Source organism: Cypionkella sp. TWP1-2-1b2 (genome assembly GCF_049896245.1).
Classification (GTDB): domain Bacteria; phylum Pseudomonadota; class Alphaproteobacteria; order Rhodobacterales; family Rhodobacteraceae; genus Cypionkella.
This window is the reverse complement of sequence record NZ_JAFCTX010000011.1, coordinates 83,616-106,653: the sequence shown is the minus strand read 5'-3', so window position 1 is coordinate 106,653 and position 23,038 is coordinate 83,616. Positions and strand designations below refer to the sequence as shown.

Here is a 23,038-nt window from a genome sequence, read left to right as displayed (position 1 = left end):
CATACGGCTAGGCCGTAGCCAAAGGCTCCGCGCTTTCGTCGGTAAAATTATAGATGTCAAAGCAAAAAGCCAACCCGCGTGCAGCACAGGCTTGGAGGGTCTGCGCGGATATGTCTGCCATGTCGTTCCCTGACGTCAAAAACCAGCCGAAGAATATCCTGCCGTCGTAACGCTGGGATAAGTCGCGCCAAACGACATCGCTATCAGTCATCTGCGCCAGCATCTCGGCAATCTGTATGTCCATATCGCCTGACAGGTTGTTTTCGCTCTGTAACCGCCAATACCCTGTCTTCACCACGCGCGATCTGCCTGCCTTGCCAACGAAAACCTCGCCCTTACACTCGGACCGCGACGGTGCAACCCCGAGCGCGCCCGTCAAAGCATCCGGGTCCAGATCATCGCCGTAAAGCACAGCGAGACTGAGGTATCCACCAGTTGTGCCATCGAAACTCCTATAGCTATTACCACCTACCAAGGCACCACCTTGGCCGCATAATCATAAAACCCACCCGTCTGCGCTGGCGTCAGCCCCTCCAACACCGCAATCAACCGCGCTGCAGCCAGATCGGCTGCATCCTTCTGTCCCGGATATCCAGCCGTGAACGAGGTCGCCACCGTGCCCGGATGCAAGCACGCCAACACCGCCAAAGGATGGCTGCGCGCCAGTTCAATCGCCGCCGTATGCACCAGTTGATTCAACGCCGCTTTCGCCGCCCGGTAAGAATACCACCCGCCCAAAGCATTGTCGCCGATTGAGCCGACACGCGCCGACAACACCCCCACCCGCGCCACCCGGTCTTTCGGCAACAGAGCCACCACATGCTTGATCACCAACGCAGGCCCCACCGCATTCACCGCGAATTGCTCCAGCATCGCTTGCGCCCCCAAAGCCTTCAACGATTTCTCCGGCACCCCCAACGCCCCCGAGGCGATGAACACCCAGTCAAACACCCCTGCAACCGCGCCCAACACCCGCGCGACCGAGGTTTCATCCGTCACATCCAAGCCATCGGCCGCGCGTGACAACGCCACAACCTCGCCCTGCACAGCCAAAGCCTCCCCCAAAGCCGCCCCGATCCCGCCCGAAGCCCCAATCACCAAAGCCCGCATCCTGATCCTCCAACTGCGCGCACCGCCATCTGGCCACGCACCAACCGCCCAAAGATAGCGCGACGCCACCACGTCGCCATTGCGGCGCACAGAATATCTCGCCCCGAAGGACGGCGGGCACCGCAGGATAGCGACCGCCGCAGAACCGGACAGAACGACACCCCGTGATCCTCGCGCCCCGCCACAACACCAAAAGCCACGCTTCCACCTCCACCGCCCAATTCATTCGCGCGTAAAAGTTAACAGTCTATGAACGCCCTTTCATAACGCATTAAAACTATTACATCCAAAGCCGTGTCCACGCGTGGACAAAGCCAGCCCCCCACCGCCACCCCTCAGCGCTCCCAACACCCCATCCCAGAATTGCTCTTTCAAAAATACTCCCGCGCGGCGCGCTCCCCCCTCTCCGCTGCGCCTCGCTCCCAAACCATCTCCCCGGCAGCGCCGTCGAGCGGGGGCTCGATGCCCCCCGAGGCGGCCCCACTTTTTCCACACACCCCCTTCCCTTCCAACAATTCCGTCGTATAGTTATCTCCATGACACGGGAAACCATCATCGTCTCGACCCCCACCGCGCCCAGCGCGCGGTTTTCCCGTGGGCTGCTGCTTCTTACCCGCTTCTGAGCGTGCCCTTGGGTGCGACCGCTCGGAAGTGATCAGCGCCCGGGAAGCAGCAACACACTCCAAGGATCAAAGCCATGACCGACACCGCCGCGCCAACCCGCGCCGAAGCCGCTAAAACCCAGCCTCAAGTCATCATCTTCGACACCACCCTGCGCGACGGCGAGCAATCCCCCGGCGCCACCATGACCCATAATGAAAAGCTTGAGATCGCGAGCCTGTTGGATGAAATGGGCGTCGATGTCATTGAGGCGGGCTTCCCGATCGCCTCGGAAGGCGATTTCGCGGCTGTCACAGAAATCTCCAAACGCTCGAAAAACTCCACCATCTGCGGCCTCGCCCGCGCCAATTACAAAGACATTGACCGCTGCTGGGAAGCGGTGAAATACGCAGCCAGCCCGCGCATCCACACCTTCATCGGCACCTCGCCGTTGCACCGCGCGATTCCGAACCTCGACATGGATCAGATGGCCACCCGCATCCACGACACCGTGACCCATGCGCGCAATCTGTGTGACAACGTGCAATGGTCGGCGATGGATGCGACACGGACGGAACACGACTACCTGTGCCGTGTGGTGGAAATTGCCATCAAGGCCGGGGCGAGCACGATCAACATTCCCGATACCGTCGGCTACACCGCGCCGCGCGAGTCTGCCGACCTGATCCGCATGTTGCTTGAACGCGTGCCGGGGGCCGACACGGTGATTTTCGCCACCCATTGCCACAACGATCTCGGGATGGCGACCGCGAACTCCTTGGCTGCCGTTGAGGCGGGTGCGCGGCAGATCGAATGCACCATCAACGGTTTGGGCGAACGTGCGGGCAACACGGCGCTGGAAGAAGTCGTGATGGCGATGAAGGTGCGCAATGACATCATGCCGTATCGCACCGGCATCGACACCACCAAGATCATGAACCTGTCGCGCCGGGTCTCCAGCGTCTCGGGCTTTGCGGTGCAGTTCAACAAAGCCATCGTCGGCAAGAACGCTTTCCTGCACGAAAGTGGTATTCATCAGGATGGTGTGCTGAAAAATATCGAGACCTTTGAGATCATGCGCCCGGCGGATATTGGCCTGACCGCGAACAACATCTCGATGGGCAAACATTCGGGGCGGGCGGCGTTGCGGTCCAAGCTGAAGGAGCTCGGCTATGAGTTGGCCGACAACCAGTTGAACGATGTCTTCGTGCGCTTCAAGGCTTTGGCGGACAGCAAGAAAGAGGTCTATGACGAGGATCTGCTGGCGCTGGTCGCCGATGAGGCCACCAATGACGCGCACGACAGCATCCAAGTCAAGCGCCTGCGCGTGGTCTGCGGCACCGAAGGCCCGCGAGAGGCGGAATTAACGCTGACCATCGAGGGCGTGGATCATTCCATCGACGCCACCGGCGACGGCCCGGTCGATGCGGCGTTCAATGCGGTGAAGATGCTGTTCCCCCATTCGGCGCGTTTGCAGCTGTATCAGGTGCAAGCTGTAACCGAAGGCACCGACGCGCAAGCCACGGTTTCGGTGCGGATGGAGGAAGAAGGCCGCATCGTCACCGGGGCCTCGGCAGACACCGACACGGTGGTCGCAAGCGTGAAGGCTTATGTGAACGCGCTGAATAAACTGGTGGTGCGGCGGCAGAAATCTGCGCCGGATACGGATAAAAAGTCGGTAAACTACAAGGATCAGTGATCCGCTCTGGCGCGGCCCTGCGTAGGGCCGCGCCTAGAACGCGCCTTTCATCTCGGTCAGCGTGTTGCCGCCGTCGACCACCAGCATCGCGCCGTTGACGTAAGCTGCGGCATCTGATCCCAGAAACACCGCGCAAGCGGCCACCTCGGCCGGGCTGCCCGGACGCCCCGCAGGCGTCGCGCGTCCGGCGCGGATTTCCTTGGCGTTGGACGAAGCGGTGGCGATCCAGCCCGGCAACACGGCGTTGCAAGTGATGCCCTCGCGGCCATATTCCAGCGCCACAGATCGGGTCATACCGGTGATCGCCGCCTTGGCGGTGGCGTAGCCGGATGATCCGTCAATCGCCACCATCGGCCCGGTGACTGAGGCGATGTTGACGATCCGGCCATAGCCCGCGGCTTGCATTGCGGGCAGGGCTGCGCGGATGCAGTGGAAGGTCACACCAATGTTCAAGCCAAGATGATGCGCCCAAGCGGCGTCGCTCATCCCGCCCAGCTTTGCCTGCGCCACCGACTTGCCGTTCTGCACCATACCGGCATTGTTGATCAGAACCTCCACCGACCCCAGCCGCTCCGCGACCGCCGCAAACAGCGCGGCTGCCTGCTTGGGATCGGTCAGATCGGCGATATGCGCCATGCAGCCCAAAGCGGTGGCGCGCTCAAATATCCGTGAGCTGGTGGCCGTGATGCAAACCCGCGCGCCCGCTGAAATCAGGGCTTTGGCGATGGCAAAACCGATTCCATCCACGCTGCCTGCGCCAGTGACCAGCGCTACGCGATTGTTGAAATTGAACATATTCCCCGCCTTGATCTGCCACCACACACGCGGAAATGATAGCAGCCGCGCACCGCCCCGCGCGCGCCTTAGCCTGTGCCGCGTGAAAGAAAGTTGAAATAGATCAACTCTGCAACAGGTTATTGGCATTTTTGGCTGATTTTAGAAAGTAATTGCTGCAAAATGGATAGTGCATTGTCCAAGGCGGAAACGTGCGTCCGACAAGGCTCGGGCCTTTCCCTGCTCTGTGCATGGTCTTATATGAAGGTGCCTGCCTCGGTCACAAGCTGAGTCGCGGGCGTTTGTTTTTCGCGGGCCAAGGATCACCTCAGCATGTCTATCCTCTCCAGCATTTTCTCGTCTGACATGGCCATCGACCTCGGCACCGCCAATACGCTGGTCTATATCCGCGGCAAGGGGATCGTGCTGAACGAGCCTTCTGTGGTCGCCTATCACACCAAGGACGGTAAGAAGCAGGTGCTGGCGGTCGGCGAGGATGCCAAGCTGATGCTGGGCCGCACGCCGGGCAGCATTGAGGCGATCCGCCCGATGCGCGACGGGGTGATTGCCGACTTTGAAGCGGCGGAGGAGATGATCAAGCATTTCATCCGCAAGGTGCATAAGCGCACGACGTTTTCGAAGCCCAAGATCATCGTTTGCGTGCCGCATGGCGCGACCCCGGTGGAAAAGCGCGCGATCCGGCAATCGGTGCTGTCGGCGGGCGCACGGCGGGCTGGGTTGATCGCAGAACCGATTGCGGCGGCGATTGGGGCGGGGATGCCGATCACTGATCCTACGGGGAATATGGTGGTCGATATCGGCGGCGGCACCACGGAAGTCGCGGTTCTCAGCTTGGGTGACATCGTTTATGCGCGCTCGGTTCGGGTCGGTGGCGACCGGATGGATGAGGCGATTATCTCTTATCTGCGCCGTCATCAGAACTTGTTGATCGGTGAGTCGACGGCGGAGCGCATCAAGACTTCTATCGGTACGGCGCGGATGCCGGATGATGGGCGTGGGGCGAGCATGACCATTCGCGGTCGGGATTTGCTGAATGGCGTGCCGAAGGAAACTGAGATCAATCAGGCGCAGGTGGCGGAAGCTTTAAGCGAACCCGTGCAGCAGATTTGCGATGCGGTGATGCAGGCTTTGGAGACAACTCCGCCGGATTTGGCGGCAGATATTGTCGACCGTGGCGTGATGCTGACCGGGGGTGGCGCGCTTTTGGGCGATCTGGACCTAAGCTTGCGTGAACAAACCGGGCTTTCGATCTCGGTCGCCAATGAGCCTTTGAACTGCGTGGCTTTGGGCACTGGCAAAGCGCTGGAATATGAGAAGCAACTGCGCCACGTTATCGACTACGATAGCTAAACCGGTGGTCCTCCGGTCTTTCAAGTGAAACGGGCCAGTCATGGCAAGAAACCGCGTTGATCCAGAAGATTTCCACCGCCCGCTGCGTCGGGTTTTGGTGGGTTTGTTGATTATGTTGATGCTGGCGCTGTTTTTCCTGTGGCGCATCGACAGCCCAAGGGTGGAACGCTTCCGCGCGGCGTTGGTTGATCGCTTTGTGCCCAGCTTTCAATGGGCAGCGGCGCCGGTCACATGGACGGCGGGGGTATTGGACAATTACCAATCCTACTCTCGCCTCTACGAGCAGAACCAACAACTGCGCGAGGAATTGCGCCAGATGAAGGCGTGGAAAGAGGCGGCGTTGCAGTTGGAGCAGAAGAACGCCCGCCTGCTGGATCTGAACCATGTGCGGCTGGACCCGATGTTGACGCATGTGACCGGGGTGGTTTTGGCCGACAGCGGCAGCCCGTTCCGGCAGTCAGTTTTGCTGAATGTGGGCGCGCGCGATGGCATCAAGGACGGCTGGGCAACGATGGATGGCATCGGATTGGTGGGGCGCATCTCGGGCGTCGGCCAGCAGATCAGCCGGGTGATCTTGCTGACCGACAGCAACAGCCGGGTGCCGGTAACGGTGCAGCCCTCGGGGCAAAAAGCGCTGCTGTCGGGGGATAACTCTGACCTGCCACCGCTCGATTTTCTGGAAGACCCCGATGAGGTGCGCCCCGGTGACCGGGTTGTCACCTCGGGTGATGGCGGGATGTTTCCGGCGGGGCTACTGGTGGGCTCGGTGGTTTTGGGCACCGATAAGCGGCTGCGGGTGGCGTTGTCGGCGGACTACCAGCGCCTCGAATTCCTGCGCGTGCTGCGCAGCCACGAGTTGACGCCAATCACCGATCCTGGCGCTTTGGTGACATCCCCCCCCGTGCAAGGCCCGCCAAAGCCGCCCACCACGCCAGAACCCGCGTCCGAGACGGGGGCCAGCAATGGTTGATCCCGCCGCGCGAGAGGTTTGGCTGCACCGTGCTTTGTTCGTGGCCATCGCCCTGCTGCTGCTGTTTTGGCGGCTGCTGCCGTTGCCGATGGCGATGATGTCGGATTGTGCGGAAACGGCGGGCTGGTGCCGCTTTACCGTCTGGCTGAACCGCACACCGGGGCCAGATTTGCTGCTGTGCATTATTTTCGCCTGGACGATGCGCCGCCCGGATTATCTGCCCGCGTTGCTGATCGCCGTGGTGGTTTTGCTGGAGGATATGCTGCTGGATCGCCCCCCCGGCCTGTGGACAGCGCTGGTGCTATTGGCGTCGGAGTTTGTGCGGGGCCGGGTTGCACTGACTCGTGAATTGAACTTCGGGGTCGAATGGCTATTGGTCTCGGGTCTGATGGTGGCGATGCTGTTGGTCTACCGGATGACCTTCGCGATGGTGATGGTGCCGCAAACCGGCTTTGGCTTCGCGATGATCCAAGTGGTCTGGTCGATGCTGTGCTATCCTGTGGTGGTGTTCCTGTCGCGCTATGCGCTGGATCTGCACAAGCCCGCGATGGGCGAAGTTGATGCTTATGGGAGACGGATGTGAGACGCGCGCCCCGCGATACCGAAGCCACCTCGCGTTCTGTCACAAGGCGGGCCTTGTTCATGGGCGGCTGTATGGCGGCTATGGTGGCGGCACTCGGCGCGCGGATGCGGTTTCTGGGGGTTGAGCAGGCGGATCAGTTTCGTCTTCTGGCCGAAGAAAACCGCATCAACATCCGGCTGATCCCGCCCGCACGGGGCCTGATCCAAGACCGCAATGGCAAGCTGATTGCGGGCAATGAGCAGAATTACCGCGTGGTGATCACCCGCGAAAATGCCGGTAAAACCGATGCCGAGGTCGAAGATGTGCTCAACCGCCTCAGCCATATCATCCCGATGACGGCTGAGGATTTGGCTGACACCATGAAAGAGCTGAACCCACGCGTCAACTCGGCCTTCGTGCCGATTACCGTGGCCGAGCGGCTCAGCTGGGATGATTTCAGCAAAATCGCCATCAACGCCCCCGCCCTGCCAGGCGTCTCGCCCGAAGTTGGTCTCAGCCGTGTCTATCCGCGCGATGGCGATTTCGCGCATATCGTCGGCTATGTCGGCCCGGTTTCGGAAAAAGACCTGACCGAGCTGAAGGAAAAAGACGGCGCGGATAATGTTGATCCACTGCTGCTGATCCCGCGCTTTCAGATCGGCAAGATCGGCGTGGAAAAGTGGATGGAAGATACCCTGCGTGGCTCCGCAGGCACCAAGCGGATTGAGGTCAATGCCGTGGGCCGCGTGATGCGAGAACTGGACCGCGAGGAAGGCCTGAAGGGCAAGGATCTGCGGCTGACCATTGACGCCGATGTGCAGAATTTCGTGCAGGCCCGCTTGGGCGAAGAAAGTGCTGCCTGTGTGGTGATGGATGTCAACAACGGCGACATCATCGCAGCGGTATCCTCACCGTCATTTGATCCGAACCTGTTCGTGCGCGGAATCTCCAGCGCCGATTACGCCGCTTTGACCGAACACGATCACCGCCCGCTGGCGAATAAAGTCGTACAGGGGGCCTATCCGCCGGGGTCAACCTTCAAGATGGTGACGGCACTGGCTGCTCTGGAAGCGGGTGTGATTGATGAGAATACCGTGGTGCATTGCCCCGGTTATATCGAAATGGGCGGCATCCGCTTCAACTGCTGGAAGCGTGGCGGGCATGGCTCGGTCAACCTGAAACGCGGTTTGTCAGAAAGCTGCGATGTGTTCTTTTATGATGTTGGTCAACGCGTTGGCATCGACAAGATGGCCGAGATGGGCAACAAGCTGGGTCTGGGAATACGCCACGACCTGCCAATGTCGGCAATCTCGGAAGGCAAGATGCCGAACAAGGCATGGAAGCAGGAACGCTACGGTCAGGCTTGGGTGATCGGCGATACCATCAACGCCTCGATCGGTCAGGGTTATGTGCTGGCCACGCCCTTGCAACTGGCGGTGATGGCCTCGCGGATCGCAGCCGGCAAGCAGGTCGCCCCCCGCATCATCAATTCGGTCAACGACATTGAAGTGCCGATCACCGAGGTTGAGGGGCTGGACCTGGACGGATCAAAGCTGCGCGCGGTTCAGATGGGTATGTTTGAGGTGATGAACGGCCCACATGGCACCGGGCGCGGCTCGCGGATTGCCGATGACACCATGCAGATGTGCGGCAAATCTGGCACAGCACAGGTGCGCAACTTTTCCGTTGCCGAAAAGCAAGGCGGGGCTACGAAGAACGAAGCCTTACCGTGGAAGTTGCGCGATCACGCGCTGTTTGTCGGCTTTGCCCCCGCCAATGCGCCGCGCTATGCGGTCTCGGTGGTGGTGGAACACGGCGGCGGTGGCTCTGCTGTAGCCGGGCCGATTGCGCGCGATGCGTTGTTGCGCGCCCTGACCGGAGGCATCCCGCCGCTGACAGCTTATCCCGCAGATCAGCGCGGCACGATTGAAAGCCGGATGAACGAATTGCGCCTGCGCCTGCCCGATGGCAGTCAGCCAGAAGCCTCGAAAGTCTAGCACGATGAGTTTTCTCGAATATCGCCTCAAGCTAGCGCCCAGTGGCATCGCCAAAGTGTTCTACATCAACTGGGCGCTGATTTTGGTGTTGACCGCCATCGCCGCCATTGGCTGGCTGATGCTGTATTCCATCGCAGGCGGCGAGATGGACACTTGGGCTTTGCCGCAGATCAAGCGTTTTGGCATGGGTTTGGGGCTGCTGTTCTTCGTCGCCTTCATCCCAATCTGGTTCTGGCGCAGCATGTCCGGCGTGTCTTATCTGGTGGCCATGGTGCTTTTGCTGGTGGTGCATTTCTTCGGCACCGTGGGCATGGGCGCGCAGCGCTGGATTGATCTGGGTTTCATGCGCTTGCAACCTTCGGAATTGATGAAGGTAACGCTGGTGATGATCTTGGCGGCCTATTACGATTGGCTGGATGACAAGAAAGTCTCGCACCCGCTGTGGGTGGTGATCCCGGTAGTGCTTATTCTGCTGCCGACCTATTTCGTGTTGAAGCAACCCAACCTTGGCACCGCGATGATGCTGGTCTTGGCCGGGGCCGGGGTGATGTTCGCCGCAGGCGTGTCGCTGTGGTATTTCGGTGCAGTGGCGGCTTTGGGCGGCGGCGGCCTTACGGCGGTGATCATGTCGGAAGGCACGCCATGGCAGGTGCTGCATGATTACCAATACAAGCGCATCCACACCTTTCTGGACCCTTCCGCAGACCCGTTGGGCACCGGCTATAACATCATCCAAGCCAAGATTGCTTTGGGATCAGGCGGTTGGGCCGGCAAAGGTTTCATGCAGGGCACCCAAAGCCGGTTGAATTTCCTGCCCGAGAAGCACACCGACTTCATCTTCACCACCTTGGGCGAGGAATTCGGCTTCATCGGCGCGATTTCTTTGCTGGCGCTCTATACGCTGGTTTTGGTGTTTTGCATCATCGCCGCGATCCAGAATAAGGACCGCTTCAGCCAGTTGTTGATCATTGGGGTGGCGATGAACTTCTTCCTTTACCTTGCGGTGAACCTTGCGATGGTGATGGGGATGGCCCCCGTCGTGGGTGTGCCCTTGCCACTGCTGTCTTATGGCGGCTCGGCGACCTTGGTGATTTTGCTGGCCTTCGGACTGGTGCAAAGCGCCATCGTGCATAGGCCGAGGTAGAACAATGAAACGTCACTATCGGTTTTTCATTGCCCTGCTGGTGGGCGCTGCGGTGGCGGCGCTGCTGCAACTGACCGCGCTGCCGATTGAATTGCGGGTACTGGCGGCGGCGAATGCGCTTTTTGTCACCTATCTCGGCCTGATGTTGCGTTTTGCGATGAACGCCACGCCCGAGGTGCTGCGCACCCATGCCGAGCAAACCGATGAGGGGGTCTGGACCATCCTGCTGCTGGCGGTACTGGCGGTGGCGATCAGCCTGACCTCGATCCTTTTGGTGCTAAGCGCGCCAAACGACAGCGCCCCGGCGCGCGTGTTGGCCTTAGGCTCGGTGCCACTGGGCTGGGCGGCGTTGCAGGTGCTGGCGGGGTTTCACTACGCGCACCTCTACTACCAGCCCAGACGCCCCAAAGCCCCCGCCTGCCTGAGCTTTCCCGGCAGTGAGCGCCCCGGCCCGTGGGATTTCCTGTATTTCTCGTTTGGCATTGGCATGACCGCGCAGGTGGCCGATGTCACCACAACCTCGACCCAACTGCGCAAAGTGGTGCTGGTACATTCAGTCGGTTCGTTCTTTTACAACACCATCATTCTGGCGCTGGCGGTGAATGCCGCCGTAACCAGCGCTGGTTGATCTGCCCGACAACGGCCGCAAGACAGGAGCCTGCAATGACCCTCACCGTATTTTTCGCCGCCCCCGCTGTGTGGGAGGAATATCGGGATTTGCTGCCGCAGCAGCTGGCAAATGCCTGGATCGACGCCCAAGTGGTGACCGAAGCGCTTGATCCTGCGACGGTGGATTACATCATCTACGCGCCGTCCGCGCCGTTGCAGGATTTCAACCCGTTTACCCGCTGCAAGGCGGTGCTCAGCCTCTGGGCCGGGGTCGAGCGGATCGTTGACAACAGCACGCTGACGCAACCTTTGTGCCGGATGGTCGATAACGGCCTGACCGAGGGCATGGTGGAATGGGTGGTCGGTCACGCCTTGCGACTTCATCTCGGCATGGACCGTCATATCATCAATCCGGGCCATGTATGGGATGCAACCTGCCCGCCTTTGGCACGCGAACGCAAGGTGGCGATGCTGGGAATGGGCGCATTGGGCACCGCCTGCGCTTTGGCTTTGGCCGCGTTGAATTTCAACGTGGTGGGCTGGAGCCGGACCGAAAAGCACACCCCCGGCATCCAAAGCTTTCATGGCGGCGCAGGCTTGGAGGCGGCTTTGCGCGATGCGGAAATCGTCGTGACCCTGCTGCCCAAAACGCCTGAAACCGAGAATATCCTGAACGCAGAGCGGCTGTCGTGGCTGAAATCCGGCGCGTTTATTCTGAACCCCGGACGCGGGCCGCTGATCGACGATGCAGCCCTGCTGGCGGCACTGGATGCGGGGCAAGTTGGCCACGCAACGCTGGATGTATTCCGCATCGAGCCCTTGCCGCAGGATCACCCGTTCTGGGCCCATCCCCGCGTCACCATCACCCCGCATATCGCCGCCGATACGCGGGCGACCGGGGCCGCAAAAGTGCTGGTGGAAAACATCCGCCGCTCGGAGGCAGGCGCGCCGCTGCTGCATCTGGTAGATCGCACGCGCGGCTACTGACAAAGCGGAATTCGCGCGAATTCCGGGCACGATTTCCGCGCGGAAATCGGTTCCGCCTGTGGTTTCGGTGCGATCAGTGCGGCAAAGGTCGCGATTGGGCCAGACCTGCGCGCCCGCCGCGCCCAGCTTGCCGCAAACGGAGGCGGTCATGTCATATCTGAACGGCGCAATTCTGATCATCCTCGCCGGGGTGCTGTGGTCAACCCAAGGCCTGATCATCCGGCTGATCCCAGATACCGGGTCTTGGGCGATCCTGTTCTGGCGCTCGGCCGGGATGTTGCCGGTGCTGATGCTTTGGATCGGGCTTGCCGCACGCGGCAGCATCATGACTGAAATCCGCTCGGTCGGCTGGGCCGGGGTGCTGGGTGGCCTTGGGCTGGTGATGGCCTTCTCGGGCGCGATCTATGCGTTCCAAGCCACCAGCGTCGCCAATGCCGTGCTGCTGTTCGCAGCCTCACCGTTCTGTGCCGCGATCTTGGGCCGGGTGTTGCTGGGCGAAGGAGTGAGCGGGCTGACATGGTTTGCCATTGCTCTCGCCGCGTTCGGCATCCTCGTGATGGTCGGTGGCGGCCTTGCTGGCGGCGCGATGGACGGCAATATCGCGGCCCTCGCCTCGGCCTTGGGCTTTGCGATTTTCACCGTGACCTTGCGTTGGGGCAAGCTCGCGAACATGCTGCCTGCGGTGGCTTTGGGTGGGGTGTTCTCGATGATCGCCGGGGCGATTGCTTTGGCAATCTTGGGCAAAGCCGTGCTGATCCCGCTGCCCGAGATTGCGATCTCTGCCGCGATGGGGGCGGTGACGTTGACCGGGGGGATGTTGCTGTACACCATCGGCAGCAAAGTGGTGCCCGCCGCGCAAGCCACCTTGTTGTCGCTGGTCGAGGTCTTGCTGGCCCCGCTGTGGGTTTGGTTGCTGTTGGATGAAACGGTATCGCGCGGCACGCTCATCGGCGGAGCGGTGTTGCTGGCGGCAGTGGTTTTGAACGCTTACGGCGGGCGGGTAAGCCGGGTGCAGGGGGCTCACCCCCTCGGCGTGGCACGCCTCACCCCGAGGATATTTGAGCGCAGAGGATGCCCTTAGCGGTTCTAGCGGTGACGGCGGAAGAACCTTGTGCGGGCATACAGTTCCTCCAGCCGTTTCATCCGGCCTTCGGTAACATCCCAGGTCAGGTCTTGCACCGCTGCCAGCAGAGTTTCCACCAGCACCATCAGGGATACATTGCTGTCCCACGCCGAAGGTACCTCAATATGGCAGGCGAGGGTATGCCGCGCATGCGCCGAGGCAGGCGATATCCAGCGATCAGTGATCAGCACGATTTCCGCCCCACGTTCCTTTGCCATTTCCGTCACTTGCAGCACTGCGTTTTCGTAGCGGCGGATGTCGAACACCAAAAGCACATCGCTTGGCCGCATATCCAGCAGCGCAGGCTGCCAAGTTGAAGAACTGTCTGACAACAGCGTCACCTGTGGCCGCACAATCGTCATCAGCGAGGTAAAATAATCCGCCATCGAATGGGTGATCCGCCCGCCCATCGCGAATACATGCCGTGCGGGATCAGCCAGCAACCGGGCAGCGGCATCGAATTCAGCATGGTCAATCTGGCCCAAGGTGGCTTGCAGATTGCTCATCACCGCATCGGCGAAGCGATTCAGGATATGGGTATCGGGCACCCCGCCCGCCCAGCGATCATGCTTGGCGAGGGGCGAGATCAGCATCGCCTCAACCTCGCCCCGCAGCGCGGCTTGGAAATCGGGATAACCCTTGTAGCCCAGCTTTTGCGCCAGCCGCACCACGGTTGGGGTGGACACCGATGCCGCTTTCGCCAGAATGGTGATCGAGCCCAAAGCCGCCACCGGATAATGCGACAGCACATGGGTGGCAAGCTGTCGCTCGGCTCGTGTCAGATCAGGCAAAGCCGCGCGCAGTTGCTCGTCAAGTGGCAGTCTGGCATCCATCACATTCCCCTCAGCATTGCGATCAGCCTAACGCAGATCACCGCGTTTGGAAAAGATTGTATCAGCGCCGCCCCGAAAGAAACATTCTTGACAGAACTGCGGCAAAAGGTGAGCCTTCAGCCAAATCTGGGAGATGACTCGCCGCCATGCGCGATGCCGCGAAACTCAAAACGCACGCGACCCGCAAAGCGCCCGCGCCACTACCCGAAGTGTTTTTGCCGGTGATCGAAAATGTCGAGGCGCAAGGCCGGATCATTTTGGTCTGCGAACATGCTTGTAACCATATCCCGCCTGCGTGGGGCGATCTGGGGCTGACGCCTGCGCAGCGCATGGCACATATAGCCTGGGACCCCGGTGCTTTGGCAGTGTCGCGCGGCCTCGCGCAGCGCTTGGATGCGGTGCTGATCCACGCGCCCATCAGCCGTTTGGTTTACGACTGCAACCGCGCGCCGGATATGCCGGGGGCGATGCCCGCGCGCTCGGAAATCCACGACATTCCCGGCAATGCCACGATCTCAGACGCAGAGCGCTTGGCGCGGACCGAAGCCGTGTATCTGCCATGGGCCACCGGCCTGCATGGCCTGATCGCCAAGCGGATTGCCTTGGGGCTGCGGCCTGTGGTGATCACCATCCACTCCTTCACCCCGATCTATCACGGCAAACTCCGCCGGGTCGAATTTGGTGTGATCCATGATGCCGACCCGCATCTGTCGGTGGCGATCTTGAGCGCCGCGCACAAGCTGACCGGGTTACAGGCCGAGTTGAACGCGCCCTATTCGGCGGCGGATGATGTAACCCACACCTTGCGCGTGCAGGCGACGCCTTACGGGTTGCCCAACGCCATGCTGGAAATCCGCAACGACCTGATCGCCACGCCGGAAGCGGCGGAGGTGATGGCCGATCAACTCGCCTCCGTGCTGAACATGGGGCTGGTGGAAATCCAACGGCAGGCGAAGGCCAGTTGACGCGCGGCTAATGGATTCTTGGCGGGGTTTCGGCCCCAAATGCACATGACCCCACATCAGATGGGGGAAACATCACTGGAGATCCCGGATATGCCCGGCAATTTGACACTCGCAGACCTGAAAGCCGCCGTGAAGGCTGGCGAAATTGACACCGTTCTGGTGGCTGGCATCGACATGCAAGGCCGCCTGATGGGCAAGCGCTTTCACGCGCAATTCTTCATAGATGGCGGCTGGGAGGAGACGCATTGCTGCAACTATCTCCTTGCCGTCGATATGGAGATGACCACGGTTCAGGGCTATAAATCCTCGAACTGGCAAACCGGCTATGGCGACTACATCCTGAAAACAGACATGAGCACCCTGCGCCGGGTGCCGTGGCTGGAAGGCACCGCGATGGTGCTGGGCGATACTTTGGATCACCACCACAACCCGGTGCCGCACGCGCCGCGCAACATCCTAAAGAAACAGGTTGAACGCGCCCGTGCGATGGGGTTCGATGCGATGATGGCGACCGAGTTGGAGTTCTATCTGTTTGAAAACAGCTACGAATCCCTGCGTGACAGCAATTTCGCCGGCCTCAAACCCGTCAGCGCCTATAACGAGGATTACCACATCTTCCAGACCACCAAGGAAGAAGACGTGATGCGCGCCGTGCGCAACGGGCTGTATGGCGCGGGCATCACCATTGAGAACTCCAAGGGTGAGGCGGACGCCGGGCAAGAGGAGGTCAACTATAAATACTCCGACGCTTTGGACACCGCCGACAACCACAGCATCGTCAAGCACGGCATCAAGGAAATCGCTTGGTCGAAGGGCAAGTCGGTGACCTTCATGGCGAAATACGATCACCGCAAGGCTGGATCGTCCTCGCATTGCCACCAATCTTTGTGGACGTTGGACGGCAAGCCCGCGTTCTACGACAAAAAAGACAAGCACGGCATGAGCCAGTTGATGAAGCACTACATCGCAGGCCAACTGGCCTATGCGCGGCAAATGACGGTGTTCCTCGCCCCCTACGTCAACAGCTACAAACGCTTCACCGTGGGGATGTTTGCCCCCACCAAAGCCGTCTGGTCCGCCGACAATCGCACCGCAGGTTTCCGGGTGTGTGGCGAGCACACCAAGGCGATCCGGGTGGAATGTCGCATTCCGGGCTCTGATGTGAACCCCTACCTCACCTGCGCCGCCCTACTGGCCGCTGGCCTTGACGGCATCGAACAGAAGCTGGAGCTGGAGCCGGAAATGCAGGGCGATATGTATGCCGCAGGCGATGTGCGCGAAATCCCGCATAACCTGCGCGAAGCTGCCGATTTGCTGAACACCTCGGCGATGTACCGCAAGGCGTTTGGCGATGATGTGGTGGACCACTACCATCACGCCGCACAATGGGAGATTTCGGAAACCGACCGCGTGGTGACCGATTTTGAAATCCAGCGCTTGCTGGAACGCGCGTAATGTAGGGCGGGGTTCACCCCGCCTTCACCGATTGGCGGGGTGAACCCCGCCCTACCAAGGACCAACACGATGAAACCCATTCAACTTATCTCCCCGGTGGACGGCTCGGTCTATGCCGAACGCACGCCGCTGACGCTGGAGGCTGCCAAAGCCACTGTTGCCCTCGCCCGCGCCGCACAAAAAGGTTGGGCCGCGCGCACCTTGGCCGACCGCATTGCGCTGGTCAAAGCCGGTGTCGCCAATCTGAACGCCAACGCGCCGAAAATCGTCGAGGAACTGGCCTGGCAAATGGGCCGCCCCACCCGCTTTGGCGGTGAATTTGGCGGTGTGAACGCCCGCACCGAATATATGTCCGAGATTGCCGCAGCGACTTTGGCCCCGCAAACCGTTGAAGACAGTGACAAATTCCGCCGCTATCTTGCGCGCGAAGCCTTGGGCGTGGCGTTTATCGTCGCCCCTTGGAACTACCCGTATCTAACCACGATCAACACGCTTGTGCCTGCCCTGATCGCAGGCAACACCGTTGTTTTGAAGCATGCGAGCCAAACCATGCTGGTGGGCGAGCGTCTGGCCGAAGCCTTCCACGCCGCTGGCATCCCTGCCGACGTGTTCCAAAATGTCGTGCTAGACCATGCCAGCACCGAACACCTGATCGCGGGCCGCGCCTTCAATTTCGTCAACTTCACCGGCTCGGTCGGCGGCGGTCAGGCGATTGAACGCGCCGCTGCTGGCACCTTCACCCCCCTCGGCCTTGAACTCGGCGGCAAAGATCCCGGCTATGTCCGCGCCGATGCGAACCTGGACGCCGCCGTCGATACGCTGATGGATGGAGCGATGTTCAACGCGGGCCAGTGCTGCTGCGGGATCGAGCGGATTTATGTGCACGAGTCGCTCTACGATGCCTTTGTCGAAAAGGCCGTCGCTTGGGTGAAAACCCTGAAACTCGGCAACCCGTTTGACGCAGAATCCACCCTCGGCCCAATGGCGAACAAACGCTTCGCCGCCGTGGTGCGCGGCCAGATTGCCGAGGCTGTGGCCCAAGGTGCGAAAGCCCTGATCGACCCCGCGCTGTTCCCGGCGGATGATGGCGGTGCCTATCTCGCCCCGCAAGTACTGGTGAACGTGGATCATTCCATGCGGGTGATGATGGAGGAAAGCTTCGGCCCGGTCGTTGGCATCATGAAGGTCAAGGACGATGCCGAGGCGCTCAAACTGATGAACGACAGCCCCTATGGCCTGACCGCCTCAATCTGGACGGAAGATTACGACACCGCCGCCGCCCTCGGCGCGCAGATCGAGACCGGCACGATCTTCATGAACCGCGCCGATTACCTTGACCCGGCTTTGTGCTGGACCGGCTGCAAAGACACCGGACGCGGCGGCTCGCTTTCCTACTTGGGTTTCCTCTCGGTCACCCGCCCGAAATCCTACCATCTGAAGAAAGTCTGAACCATGACCCACAACGTTCCCAACCGGAACTGGTCCTACCCCACCGCGATCAAATTCGGCGTTGGCCGCATCAGCGAACTGGCCGAGCATTGCGCGAGCGCCGGGGTGAAGAAACCACTGTTCGTCACCGACAAGGCCCTCGCCAGCCTGCCGATCACCGCCGACGCCGTGGCGGTCCTAAAAGCCCACGGCCTTGGCACAGCAGTATTTTCCGAAGTCGATCCGAACCCGAATGAGACCAATATGGCCGACGGCATCAAGGTCTACCTCGCGGCCGGCCATGACGGGGTGATCTGCTTTGGTGGCGGCTCGGCGCTTGATCTTGGCAAGATGATCGCCCTGATGGCGCATCAGCGCAAAGACCTAAGCGTCTGGGATCTGGAGGATATCGACGACTGGTACACCCGCGCCGACGCCAGCAAAATCGCGCCGATCATCGCGGTGCCGACCACGGCGGGAACGGGTTCGGAAGTGGGTCGCGCGGGCGTTCTGACCAACTCAGTCACCCATAAGAAGAAGATCATCTTCCACCCGAAACTGCTGCCCGTGGTGGTGATCTGCGACCCGGCGCTGACGGTGGGGATGCCGAAATTCATCACTGCAGGCACCGGCATGGACGCGTTGGCGCATTGCCTTGAGGCGTATTCGAGCCCGTTTTACCACCCGATGAGCCAAGGCATTGCCTTGGAAGGCATGCGCTTGGTGTTTGAGAATCTGCCTAAAGTCTACGCCAACCCGAACGATCTTGATGCCCGGGCGCATATGATGTCGGCGGCGGCGATGGGGGCGACTGCGTTCCAGAAGGGACTGGGGGCGATCCATAGCCTGAGCCACCCGATTGGCGCAGTGTATGGAACCCATCACGGCACCACCAACGCCGTGGTGATGCCGATGGTGCTGGATATGAATCGCCGTGCTATTGAGGAGCGGATCAACGCCGCCGCAGCTTACCTTGGCATCAAAGGCGGCTTTGATGGCTTCCGGGCCGCTGTGATGGATCTGCGCAAAATGCTGAACATCCCGGAAAATCTGACAGCGCTGGGTGTCACCAACCCCGATCTCGATATGCTGACCGAAATGGCACTGGAGGATCCGTCCTGCGGCGGCAATCCGGTGGCGATGACGCGCGAGAACACCCGCGCGCTGTTTGAAGCCTGCATGTGACCAAATCACTCATCGAGCCTAACGGCTCTCTTCGCTAGAGACGCGCGCCAGCGAAGAGAGCCGTCAGGCTCGATGAGCGACCCTTTCAGACGAGAAGCCGCATGACCCAACACGTCACCACCGATATCGCGATCCTTGGCGCGGGGGTCGTTGGTCTTGCGATTGCCGAAGCTTTGACGGCGGAGGGGCGCGAGGTGGTGCTGGTCGATCCAAGCCAGCCGGGAATGGGCGCGAGCTTTGGCAATGCGGGCACCATCGCCGATTACGCGGTGATGCCGGTGGGCAGCCCGGATGTTTTGCGCAACCTGCCGTCTTTGCTGCTCAATAAAAACTCCCCCCTCGCCATCCGCCGCGCCGCCCTGCCCGCGCTGATGCCGTGGCTGGCTCGCTTTGCTATGCAATCTTTGCCCGGACCCACCCGGCGCAATGTGGCGGCGATTGCGGCACTTGTCGCGGATGCTTGCCCGAGTTGGCAGGCGCTGGCGGATCGGATCGGCGGCGCTGCGATCATGCAGCACAAGGGATGTTTGTATCTCTATGAAACCACCGCTGGCTTCAAAGCTGCCGAGGCAGATATGGCGTTTCGGCGGACGCAGGGGATCACTGTTGAGTTGATCTCGCCTGAAGTGCTGGCCGGGATGGAGCCGGGGTTGCCTGCCGTGGAGGGTGGGGCGGCGTTCTTTCCCAAGGCGGTGTTTCTGTCCGATCCGGGGCTGATGGTGCATACCCTTGCGGCCCATGTTTGCAAGCGGGCGGATTTTGTGCAGGCCGAGGCGCGCTCGATCTCACGGCAGTTTGATGGCATCGTGGTCGAAGGGCCAGACCTGCGGTTGCGGGCGCGAAAGGTGATCATCGCGGCGGGGGCACATTCCAAAGGATTGGCAATGCAGGCTGGCGATCGCGTGCCGCTGGAGACTGAGCGGGGGTATCATGTGGAGTGGGATATGGCCTCACCCCGGCTGACGCGGCCTGTCTGTCCGACGGCGCGCGGGTTTTATCTGTGTCCGATGACGGGACGGCTGCGGGTGGCGGGGACGGTGGAGTTGGGGGGGCTGACGGCGCCTGCGTCACCACACCGGATCAAAAAGCTGGTGGAGGGGGCGCGGGCGATCTTTCCTGATCTGGGCAAGCCTGATCGGGAGTGGATGGGGTTTCGGCCCTCGATGCCGGATTCGGTGCCGGTGATCGGGCCATCCGGGGCGGGGCCAGAGATTATCCATGCTTACGGACACGGGCATATTGGGCTGACTTTGGCCCCGATCACGGCGCGGTTGGTGGCGGCTTTGATAGCCGGGCGGGAGCCGGAATTGGATTTGACGCCGTATCGACCGGGGCGATTTTGAGGGTGGTCCCAACTCGGGACCGTTTTCAGATTGTTTAATATCAATGGGTTAAAAACTCAACTTAAGGAACTTTTAACACTTCACCGCATTTTGCCAGCAGAAAACCGCCCTGAACGGGCGGTTTTCTGTATCATACCCAGACGCTTATTTGCCGAGATAGGTCATCACGAAAGGCTGCACCTCGTGCCAGCCTTCCCACATCATTTTCAGGGCGACATAGACGATGATCAGCAAGCCAACATAAGCGATCCAGCGGTGCTTGTTCAGCAAACGCGCGATGAATGTGGCGGCAAGACCCATCAGGGCGATCGACATCACAAGGCCGATCACCAGCACGGTCGGATGTTCGCGCGCGGCTCCTGCGACGGCCAGCACGTTATCAAGGCTCATCGAGATATCGGCAATGACGATCTGCCAAGCGGCTTGCGCGAAAGTCTTGCGGGGTGCTCCACCTGCGACGGTGCCATCGGCGTTCAGATCGCTGTCGGTCAGCGATTCCTCGGCCATATTGTCGCTGCCGTGGCCCGCTTGCAGCTCGCGCCACATCTTCCAGCAGACCCAAAGCAGCAGGATGCCCCCGGCCAGCAACAGCCCGACAATCGCCAGCAGATGCGTGGTGATCAGAGCAAAACCGATCCGCATCACGGTGGCGGCAATGATGCCAACCAGAATGGCCTTGTTGCGCTGATCTTTCGGCAGGCCAGCCGCAGCAAGACCGATCACGATGGCATTGTCGCCCGCGAGGACAAGGTCAATCCCCATGACCTGAAGCAGGGCGATAAAGCCCGGATAAGTGAATATTTCCATGACCGTCCCGGTTTGCGTGTTGTTGTTGCGCGCTAGGTAAGGGCTGACCGGGTGTATTTCAACCCAACGTTCAGAGCCAATGCCATCTGTTCAGCCCAAAAGCCGCTTTGTAACCACCACCTCAGGGGCAAGGTGAGGTGATTTCGACGCTATATGTGGCTTTGCCCGCCATACCGGGCGGCTTGCCGATCAACTTCAGCACAAGATCGCACTCTTGCGTGCGCACCGTCCATTCATCGGCACCATCGGGGAAACTGCCCGTGTTGCTGATCGCACCGATTGGAGCCTGACGCAGCGCATCTGCAACGGCGGCGTCTTGCAGGATCGTGGTGATCTTTTCGGCGCTGTCATAAAACGGCGACAGCATGGCAAGCGCGGGGCTGGCGGCAAGCGTCAGCAGAGTTGCAAGGCGCAGCATGATCATAACATCCCCGGCACAACCTGATCCGGCGGGCGGTGGCCGTCGGCGAAGGTTTTAATGTTGATGATGACCTTTTCGCCCATCTCGATGCGGCCCTCAACTGTCGCCGATCCCATGTGCGGCAGCAGGACGACGTTGGGCAGGCTGCGCAGGGTGGGGTTGATCTCAGCCCCGTGTTCGTAGACATCAAGGCCCGCACCGCCGATCTCGCCTGCTTTCAGGCCACGGGCGAGGGCGTTTTCGTCGATCACCTCACCGCGTGAGGTGTTGATGATCACTGCCGTCGGTTTCAACAGTTTCAGCCGACGCGCGTTCAGCAGGTGGAAGGTCGAGGGCGTGTGCGGGCAGTTCACCGAGATGATGTCCATGCGGGCGATCATCTGATCCAGGCTTTCCCAATAGGTCGCCTCTAACTCTGCCTCGATATCGGGGCGCACACGCTTGCGATTGTGATAATGCACCTGCATGCCAAAGGCGCGGGCACGGCGGGCTACGGCTTGGCCAATGCGGCCCATCCCCAAGATACCCAAACGGCGGCCGCCCATCCGACCGCCCAGATGCGCCATCGGCGACCAGCCCTGCCATTTGCCCGCCTGCATTTCGGCCAGACCTTCGGGGATGCGGCGGGTGACCGACAGCATCAGCGCAAGCGTCATATCGGCGGTATCGTCGGTGACAGTGCCGGGGGTGTTGGAGACCAAAATTCCACGCTGTCGTGCGGTGGCGACATCAATATGATCGACGCCCGAGCCGTAGTTGGCGATCAGTTTCAGCTTGTCACCCGCCTGCGCGATCAGGCCAGCATCAATCTGATCGGTGATCGTTGGCACCAGCACATCGCAGCGGCGCATGGCGGCGCTTAGGTCTTCGCGGCTCATCGGCGTGTCGGGGTCGCGCAACTCGACATCGAACAATTCCTTCATCCTGGTCTCGACGGCTTCTGGCAATCGTCGCGTCACGACAACGTTTAAGCGTGTTGCGGGCATGAAGGCCTCCCTGCACTTCCAAATCAGCGTATTCTTTGGCAAAGTGGCGGGAAGCGGGGCAAGGCACAAGCCCCCGTCTGTATTTGGGGCGCGGCGGGATGAACAGGAAGCAGTTTTTGGCGGGTATGGCGGCGGCTTTGCTGGGCGAAAGTCTGGGGCTTGGGCGCGCGCAGGCACAGGAAGAACTGCCGATGGAGCCCGCCCCGGATGATAAAGCTCCGCGCGATCCGCATAAAGGCCCGGTAACCAACTTGGCCTTGCCGCGTTATGTCAGCCTGAAGGGGCGCGAGGGCAATGTGCGGCGCGGGCCGGGGATGACGCATCGGATCGATTGGGTGTTCACCACCGCCGGCATGCCGTTGCGGATTACGGCGGAATATGACCGCTGGCGGCGGGTGGAGGATTATCAGGGCATGGGGGGCTGGATGCAGTTCAACCTGTTGTCGGGGTCAAGGTCTGTGCTGGTGACGCAGGATATGGCGCAATTTCGCGACAGCCCGGACGGGCAGGCGCGGGTGTCGTTTCAGGCGGAATTGGGTGTGATTGCTAAGCTGTTGGAATGTAACACAGATTGGTGCCGGGTGAATGCGGGCGGCGAGAAGGGCTGGATCTTGAAAACAGCGCTTTGGGGTGTCGATCCGGGTGAGGTGATCGACTAATAGCCTTGCA

The 23,038-nt window shown here is 60.8% G+C and carries 22 protein-coding genes; 15 read left to right on the top strand and 7 right to left on the bottom strand.

All coding sequences use genetic code 11. From position 1 onward, the window contains the following. Positions 1-7: 7 nt before the first annotated feature. Entirely contained in the window at positions 8-475 is a 468-nt protein-coding gene (locus ACP7AP_RS09545) for a DUF4279 domain-containing protein (protein ID WP_426033979.1), read from the bottom strand. Beyond that, positions 469-1,110, bottom strand: a complete 642-nt coding sequence (locus ACP7AP_RS09540; RefSeq protein WP_426034017.1) for an SDR family NAD(P)-dependent oxidoreductase — start codon at positions 1,108-1,110, stop codon at positions 469-471. The genes ACP7AP_RS09545 and ACP7AP_RS09540 overlap by 7 nt, the downstream gene beginning before the upstream one ends. A 697-nt stretch (positions 1,111-1,807) precedes the next feature. Here ACP7AP_RS09540 and ACP7AP_RS09535 point away from each other — a divergent pair. Then, on the top strand, positions 1,808-3,409 hold the full coding sequence (locus ACP7AP_RS09535; RefSeq protein WP_426033978.1) for a 2-isopropylmalate synthase: 1,602 nt from the start codon (positions 1,808-1,810) through the stop codon (positions 3,407-3,409). 33 nt (positions 3,410-3,442) lie between these two features. Here ACP7AP_RS09535 and ACP7AP_RS09530 read toward each other — a convergent pair whose 3' ends face one another. Continuing rightward, positions 3,443-4,204 carry an SDR family NAD(P)-dependent oxidoreductase gene (locus tag ACP7AP_RS09530; protein ID WP_426033977.1) on the bottom strand — a complete coding sequence of 254 codons (762 nt, stop codon included), beginning with the start codon at positions 4,202-4,204 and terminating at the stop codon, positions 3,443-3,445. A 312-nt stretch (positions 4,205-4,516) separates the two neighbouring features. Between ACP7AP_RS09530 and ACP7AP_RS09525 the strand changes: the two genes are divergently transcribed. The 8 genes from ACP7AP_RS09525 (at position 4,517) to ACP7AP_RS09490 (ending at position 12,904) form a co-directional block, all read left to right on the top strand. Beyond that, entirely contained in the window at positions 4,517-5,554 is a 1,038-nt protein-coding gene (locus tag ACP7AP_RS09525) for a rod shape-determining protein (RefSeq protein WP_054007360.1), read from the top strand. Positions 5,555-5,594: 40 nt separating this feature from the next. Further along, positions 5,595-6,524, top strand: coding sequence for a rod shape-determining protein MreC (gene mreC, locus ACP7AP_RS09520; RefSeq protein ID WP_426033976.1), 930 nt, complete (start codon positions 5,595-5,597; stop codon positions 6,522-6,524). Further along, a complete protein-coding gene (locus tag ACP7AP_RS09515) occupies positions 6,517-7,107 on the top strand; it encodes a rod shape-determining protein MreD (RefSeq protein ID WP_426033974.1) in 591 nt (196 codons plus the stop codon). The genes mreC and ACP7AP_RS09515 overlap by 8 nt, the downstream gene beginning before the upstream one ends. Beyond that, positions 7,104-9,083, top strand: a complete 1,980-nt coding sequence (gene mrdA / locus ACP7AP_RS09510) for a penicillin-binding protein 2 (protein ID WP_426033973.1) — start codon at positions 7,104-7,106, stop codon at positions 9,081-9,083. Before ACP7AP_RS09515 ends, mrdA begins: the two co-directional genes overlap by 4 nt. 4 nt (positions 9,084-9,087) lie before the next feature. After that, the gene (rodA, locus tag ACP7AP_RS09505) at positions 9,088-10,227 is read left to right on the top strand and encodes a rod shape-determining protein RodA (RefSeq protein ID WP_426033972.1); all 1,140 of its coding nucleotides are present in this window, start codon (positions 9,088-9,090) and stop codon (positions 10,225-10,227) included. Positions 10,228-10,231: 4 nt separating this feature from the next. Further along, positions 10,232-10,855: a DUF1345 domain-containing protein gene (locus tag ACP7AP_RS09500; protein WP_426033971.1), complete on the top strand. Its 624-nt coding sequence runs from the start codon at positions 10,232-10,234 to the stop codon at positions 10,853-10,855. 35 nt (positions 10,856-10,890) lie between these two features. Continuing rightward, a complete protein-coding gene (locus tag ACP7AP_RS09495) occupies positions 10,891-11,823 on the top strand; it encodes an NAD(P)-dependent oxidoreductase (protein WP_426033970.1) in 933 nt (310 codons plus the stop codon). A 148-nt stretch (positions 11,824-11,971) separates the two neighbouring features. Then, a complete protein-coding gene (locus tag ACP7AP_RS09490; protein WP_426033969.1) occupies positions 11,972-12,904 on the top strand; it encodes a DMT family transporter in 933 nt (310 codons plus the stop codon). Positions 12,905-12,909: 5 nt separating this feature from the next. On the opposite strand, the gene ACP7AP_RS09485 is transcribed toward ACP7AP_RS09490, so the two are convergent. Beyond that, positions 12,910-13,779 (bottom strand): MurR/RpiR family transcriptional regulator, encoded by an 870-nt coding sequence (locus tag ACP7AP_RS09485; RefSeq protein ID WP_426033968.1) that lies wholly within the window; start codon positions 13,777-13,779, stop codon positions 12,910-12,912. Between the two features lie 146 nt (positions 13,780-13,925). Between ACP7AP_RS09485 and ACP7AP_RS09480 the strand changes: the two genes are divergently transcribed. From ACP7AP_RS09480 to ACP7AP_RS09460, 5 genes are all read left to right on the top strand, one after another. Next, on the top strand, positions 13,926-14,744 hold the full coding sequence (locus tag ACP7AP_RS09480; RefSeq protein ID WP_426033967.1) for an N-formylglutamate amidohydrolase: 819 nt from the start codon (positions 13,926-13,928) through the stop codon (positions 14,742-14,744). A 90-nt stretch (positions 14,745-14,834) separates the two neighbouring features. Next, the gene (locus ACP7AP_RS09475; protein ID WP_426033966.1) at positions 14,835-16,199 is read left to right on the top strand and encodes a glutamine synthetase family protein; all 1,365 of its coding nucleotides are present in this window, start codon (positions 14,835-14,837) and stop codon (positions 16,197-16,199) included. A gap of 69 nt (positions 16,200-16,268) precedes the next feature. Continuing rightward, positions 16,269-17,648 carry an aldehyde dehydrogenase family protein gene (locus ACP7AP_RS09470; protein WP_426033965.1) on the top strand — a complete coding sequence of 460 codons (1,380 nt, stop codon included), beginning with the start codon at positions 16,269-16,271 and terminating at the stop codon, positions 17,646-17,648. 3 nt (positions 17,649-17,651) lie between these two features. Continuing rightward, the gene (locus tag ACP7AP_RS09465) at positions 17,652-18,812 is read left to right on the top strand and encodes an iron-containing alcohol dehydrogenase (RefSeq protein ID WP_426033964.1); all 1,161 of its coding nucleotides are present in this window, start codon (positions 17,652-17,654) and stop codon (positions 18,810-18,812) included. 101 nt (positions 18,813-18,913) lie between these two features. Further along, positions 18,914-20,155 (top strand): NAD(P)/FAD-dependent oxidoreductase, encoded by a 1,242-nt coding sequence (locus tag ACP7AP_RS09460; RefSeq protein ID WP_426033963.1) that lies wholly within the window; start codon positions 18,914-18,916, stop codon positions 20,153-20,155. A gap of 144 nt (positions 20,156-20,299) precedes the next feature. Here the strand turns inward: ACP7AP_RS09460 and ACP7AP_RS09455 are convergent, their stop codons facing one another. From ACP7AP_RS09455 to ACP7AP_RS09445, 3 genes are all read right to left on the bottom strand, one after another. Next, positions 20,300-20,962 carry a TerC family protein gene (locus ACP7AP_RS09455; protein WP_426033962.1) on the bottom strand — a complete coding sequence of 221 codons (663 nt, stop codon included), beginning with the start codon at positions 20,960-20,962 and terminating at the stop codon, positions 20,300-20,302. Between the two features lie 121 nt (positions 20,963-21,083). After that, positions 21,084-21,380 (bottom strand): hypothetical protein, encoded by a 297-nt coding sequence (locus ACP7AP_RS09450; protein WP_426033961.1) that lies wholly within the window; start codon positions 21,378-21,380, stop codon positions 21,084-21,086. Between the two features lie 2 nt (positions 21,381-21,382). Beyond that, positions 21,383-22,369, bottom strand: a complete 987-nt coding sequence (locus tag ACP7AP_RS09445; protein ID WP_426033960.1) for a 2-hydroxyacid dehydrogenase — start codon at positions 22,367-22,369, stop codon at positions 21,383-21,385. Positions 22,370-22,467: 98 nt separating this feature from the next. Between ACP7AP_RS09445 and ACP7AP_RS09440 the strand changes: the two genes are divergently transcribed. Then, positions 22,468-23,028, top strand: coding sequence for an SH3 domain-containing protein (locus tag ACP7AP_RS09440; protein ID WP_426033959.1), 561 nt, complete (start codon positions 22,468-22,470; stop codon positions 23,026-23,028). The last annotated feature ends 10 nt before the right edge of the window (positions 23,029-23,038 follow it).

Excerpts from the sequence above, each read along its gene's own strand:
- ACP7AP_RS09540 (WP_426034017.1), bottom strand. The coding sequence starts at position 1,110 with ATGCGGGCTTTGGTGATTGGGGCTTCGGGCGGGATCGGGGCGGCTTTG.
- ACP7AP_RS09535 (WP_426033978.1), top strand. The coding sequence starts at position 1,808 with ATGACCGACACCGCCGCGCCAACCCGCGCCGAAGCCGCTAAAACCCAG.
- ACP7AP_RS09530 (WP_426033977.1), bottom strand. The coding sequence starts at position 4,204 with ATGTTCAATTTCAACAATCGCGTAGCGCTGGTCACTGGCGCAGGCAGC.
- ACP7AP_RS09525 (WP_054007360.1), top strand. The coding sequence starts at position 4,517 with ATGTCTATCCTCTCCAGCATTTTCTCGTCTGACATGGCCATCGACCTC.
- mreC (WP_426033976.1), top strand. The coding sequence starts at position 5,595 with ATGGCAAGAAACCGCGTTGATCCAGAAGATTTCCACCGCCCGCTGCGT.
- ACP7AP_RS09515 (WP_426033974.1), top strand. The coding sequence starts at position 6,517 with ATGGTTGATCCCGCCGCGCGAGAGGTTTGGCTGCACCGTGCTTTGTTC.
- rodA (WP_426033972.1), top strand. The coding sequence starts at position 9,088 with ATGAGTTTTCTCGAATATCGCCTCAAGCTAGCGCCCAGTGGCATCGCC.
- ACP7AP_RS09500 (WP_426033971.1), top strand. The coding sequence starts at position 10,232 with ATGAAACGTCACTATCGGTTTTTCATTGCCCTGCTGGTGGGCGCTGCG.
- ACP7AP_RS09495 (WP_426033970.1), top strand. The coding sequence starts at position 10,891 with ATGACCCTCACCGTATTTTTCGCCGCCCCCGCTGTGTGGGAGGAATAT.
- ACP7AP_RS09490 (WP_426033969.1), top strand. The coding sequence starts at position 11,972 with ATGTCATATCTGAACGGCGCAATTCTGATCATCCTCGCCGGGGTGCTG.
- ACP7AP_RS09485 (WP_426033968.1), bottom strand. The coding sequence starts at position 13,779 with ATGGATGCCAGACTGCCACTTGACGAGCAACTGCGCGCGGCTTTGCCT.
- ACP7AP_RS09480 (WP_426033967.1), top strand. The coding sequence starts at position 13,926 with ATGCGCGATGCCGCGAAACTCAAAACGCACGCGACCCGCAAAGCGCCC.
- ACP7AP_RS09475 (WP_426033966.1), top strand. The coding sequence starts at position 14,835 with ATGCCCGGCAATTTGACACTCGCAGACCTGAAAGCCGCCGTGAAGGCT.
- ACP7AP_RS09470 (WP_426033965.1), top strand. The coding sequence starts at position 16,269 with ATGAAACCCATTCAACTTATCTCCCCGGTGGACGGCTCGGTCTATGCC.
- ACP7AP_RS09465 (WP_426033964.1), top strand. The coding sequence starts at position 17,652 with ATGACCCACAACGTTCCCAACCGGAACTGGTCCTACCCCACCGCGATC.
- ACP7AP_RS09460 (WP_426033963.1), top strand. The coding sequence starts at position 18,914 with ATGACCCAACACGTCACCACCGATATCGCGATCCTTGGCGCGGGGGTC.
- ACP7AP_RS09455 (WP_426033962.1), bottom strand. The coding sequence starts at position 20,962 with ATGGAAATATTCACTTATCCGGGCTTTATCGCCCTGCTTCAGGTCATG.
- ACP7AP_RS09450 (WP_426033961.1), bottom strand. The coding sequence starts at position 21,380 with ATGCTGCGCCTTGCAACTCTGCTGACGCTTGCCGCCAGCCCCGCGCTT.
- ACP7AP_RS09445 (WP_426033960.1), bottom strand. The coding sequence starts at position 22,369 with ATGCCCGCAACACGCTTAAACGTTGTCGTGACGCGACGATTGCCAGAA.
- ACP7AP_RS09440 (WP_426033959.1), top strand. The coding sequence starts at position 22,468 with ATGAACAGGAAGCAGTTTTTGGCGGGTATGGCGGCGGCTTTGCTGGGC.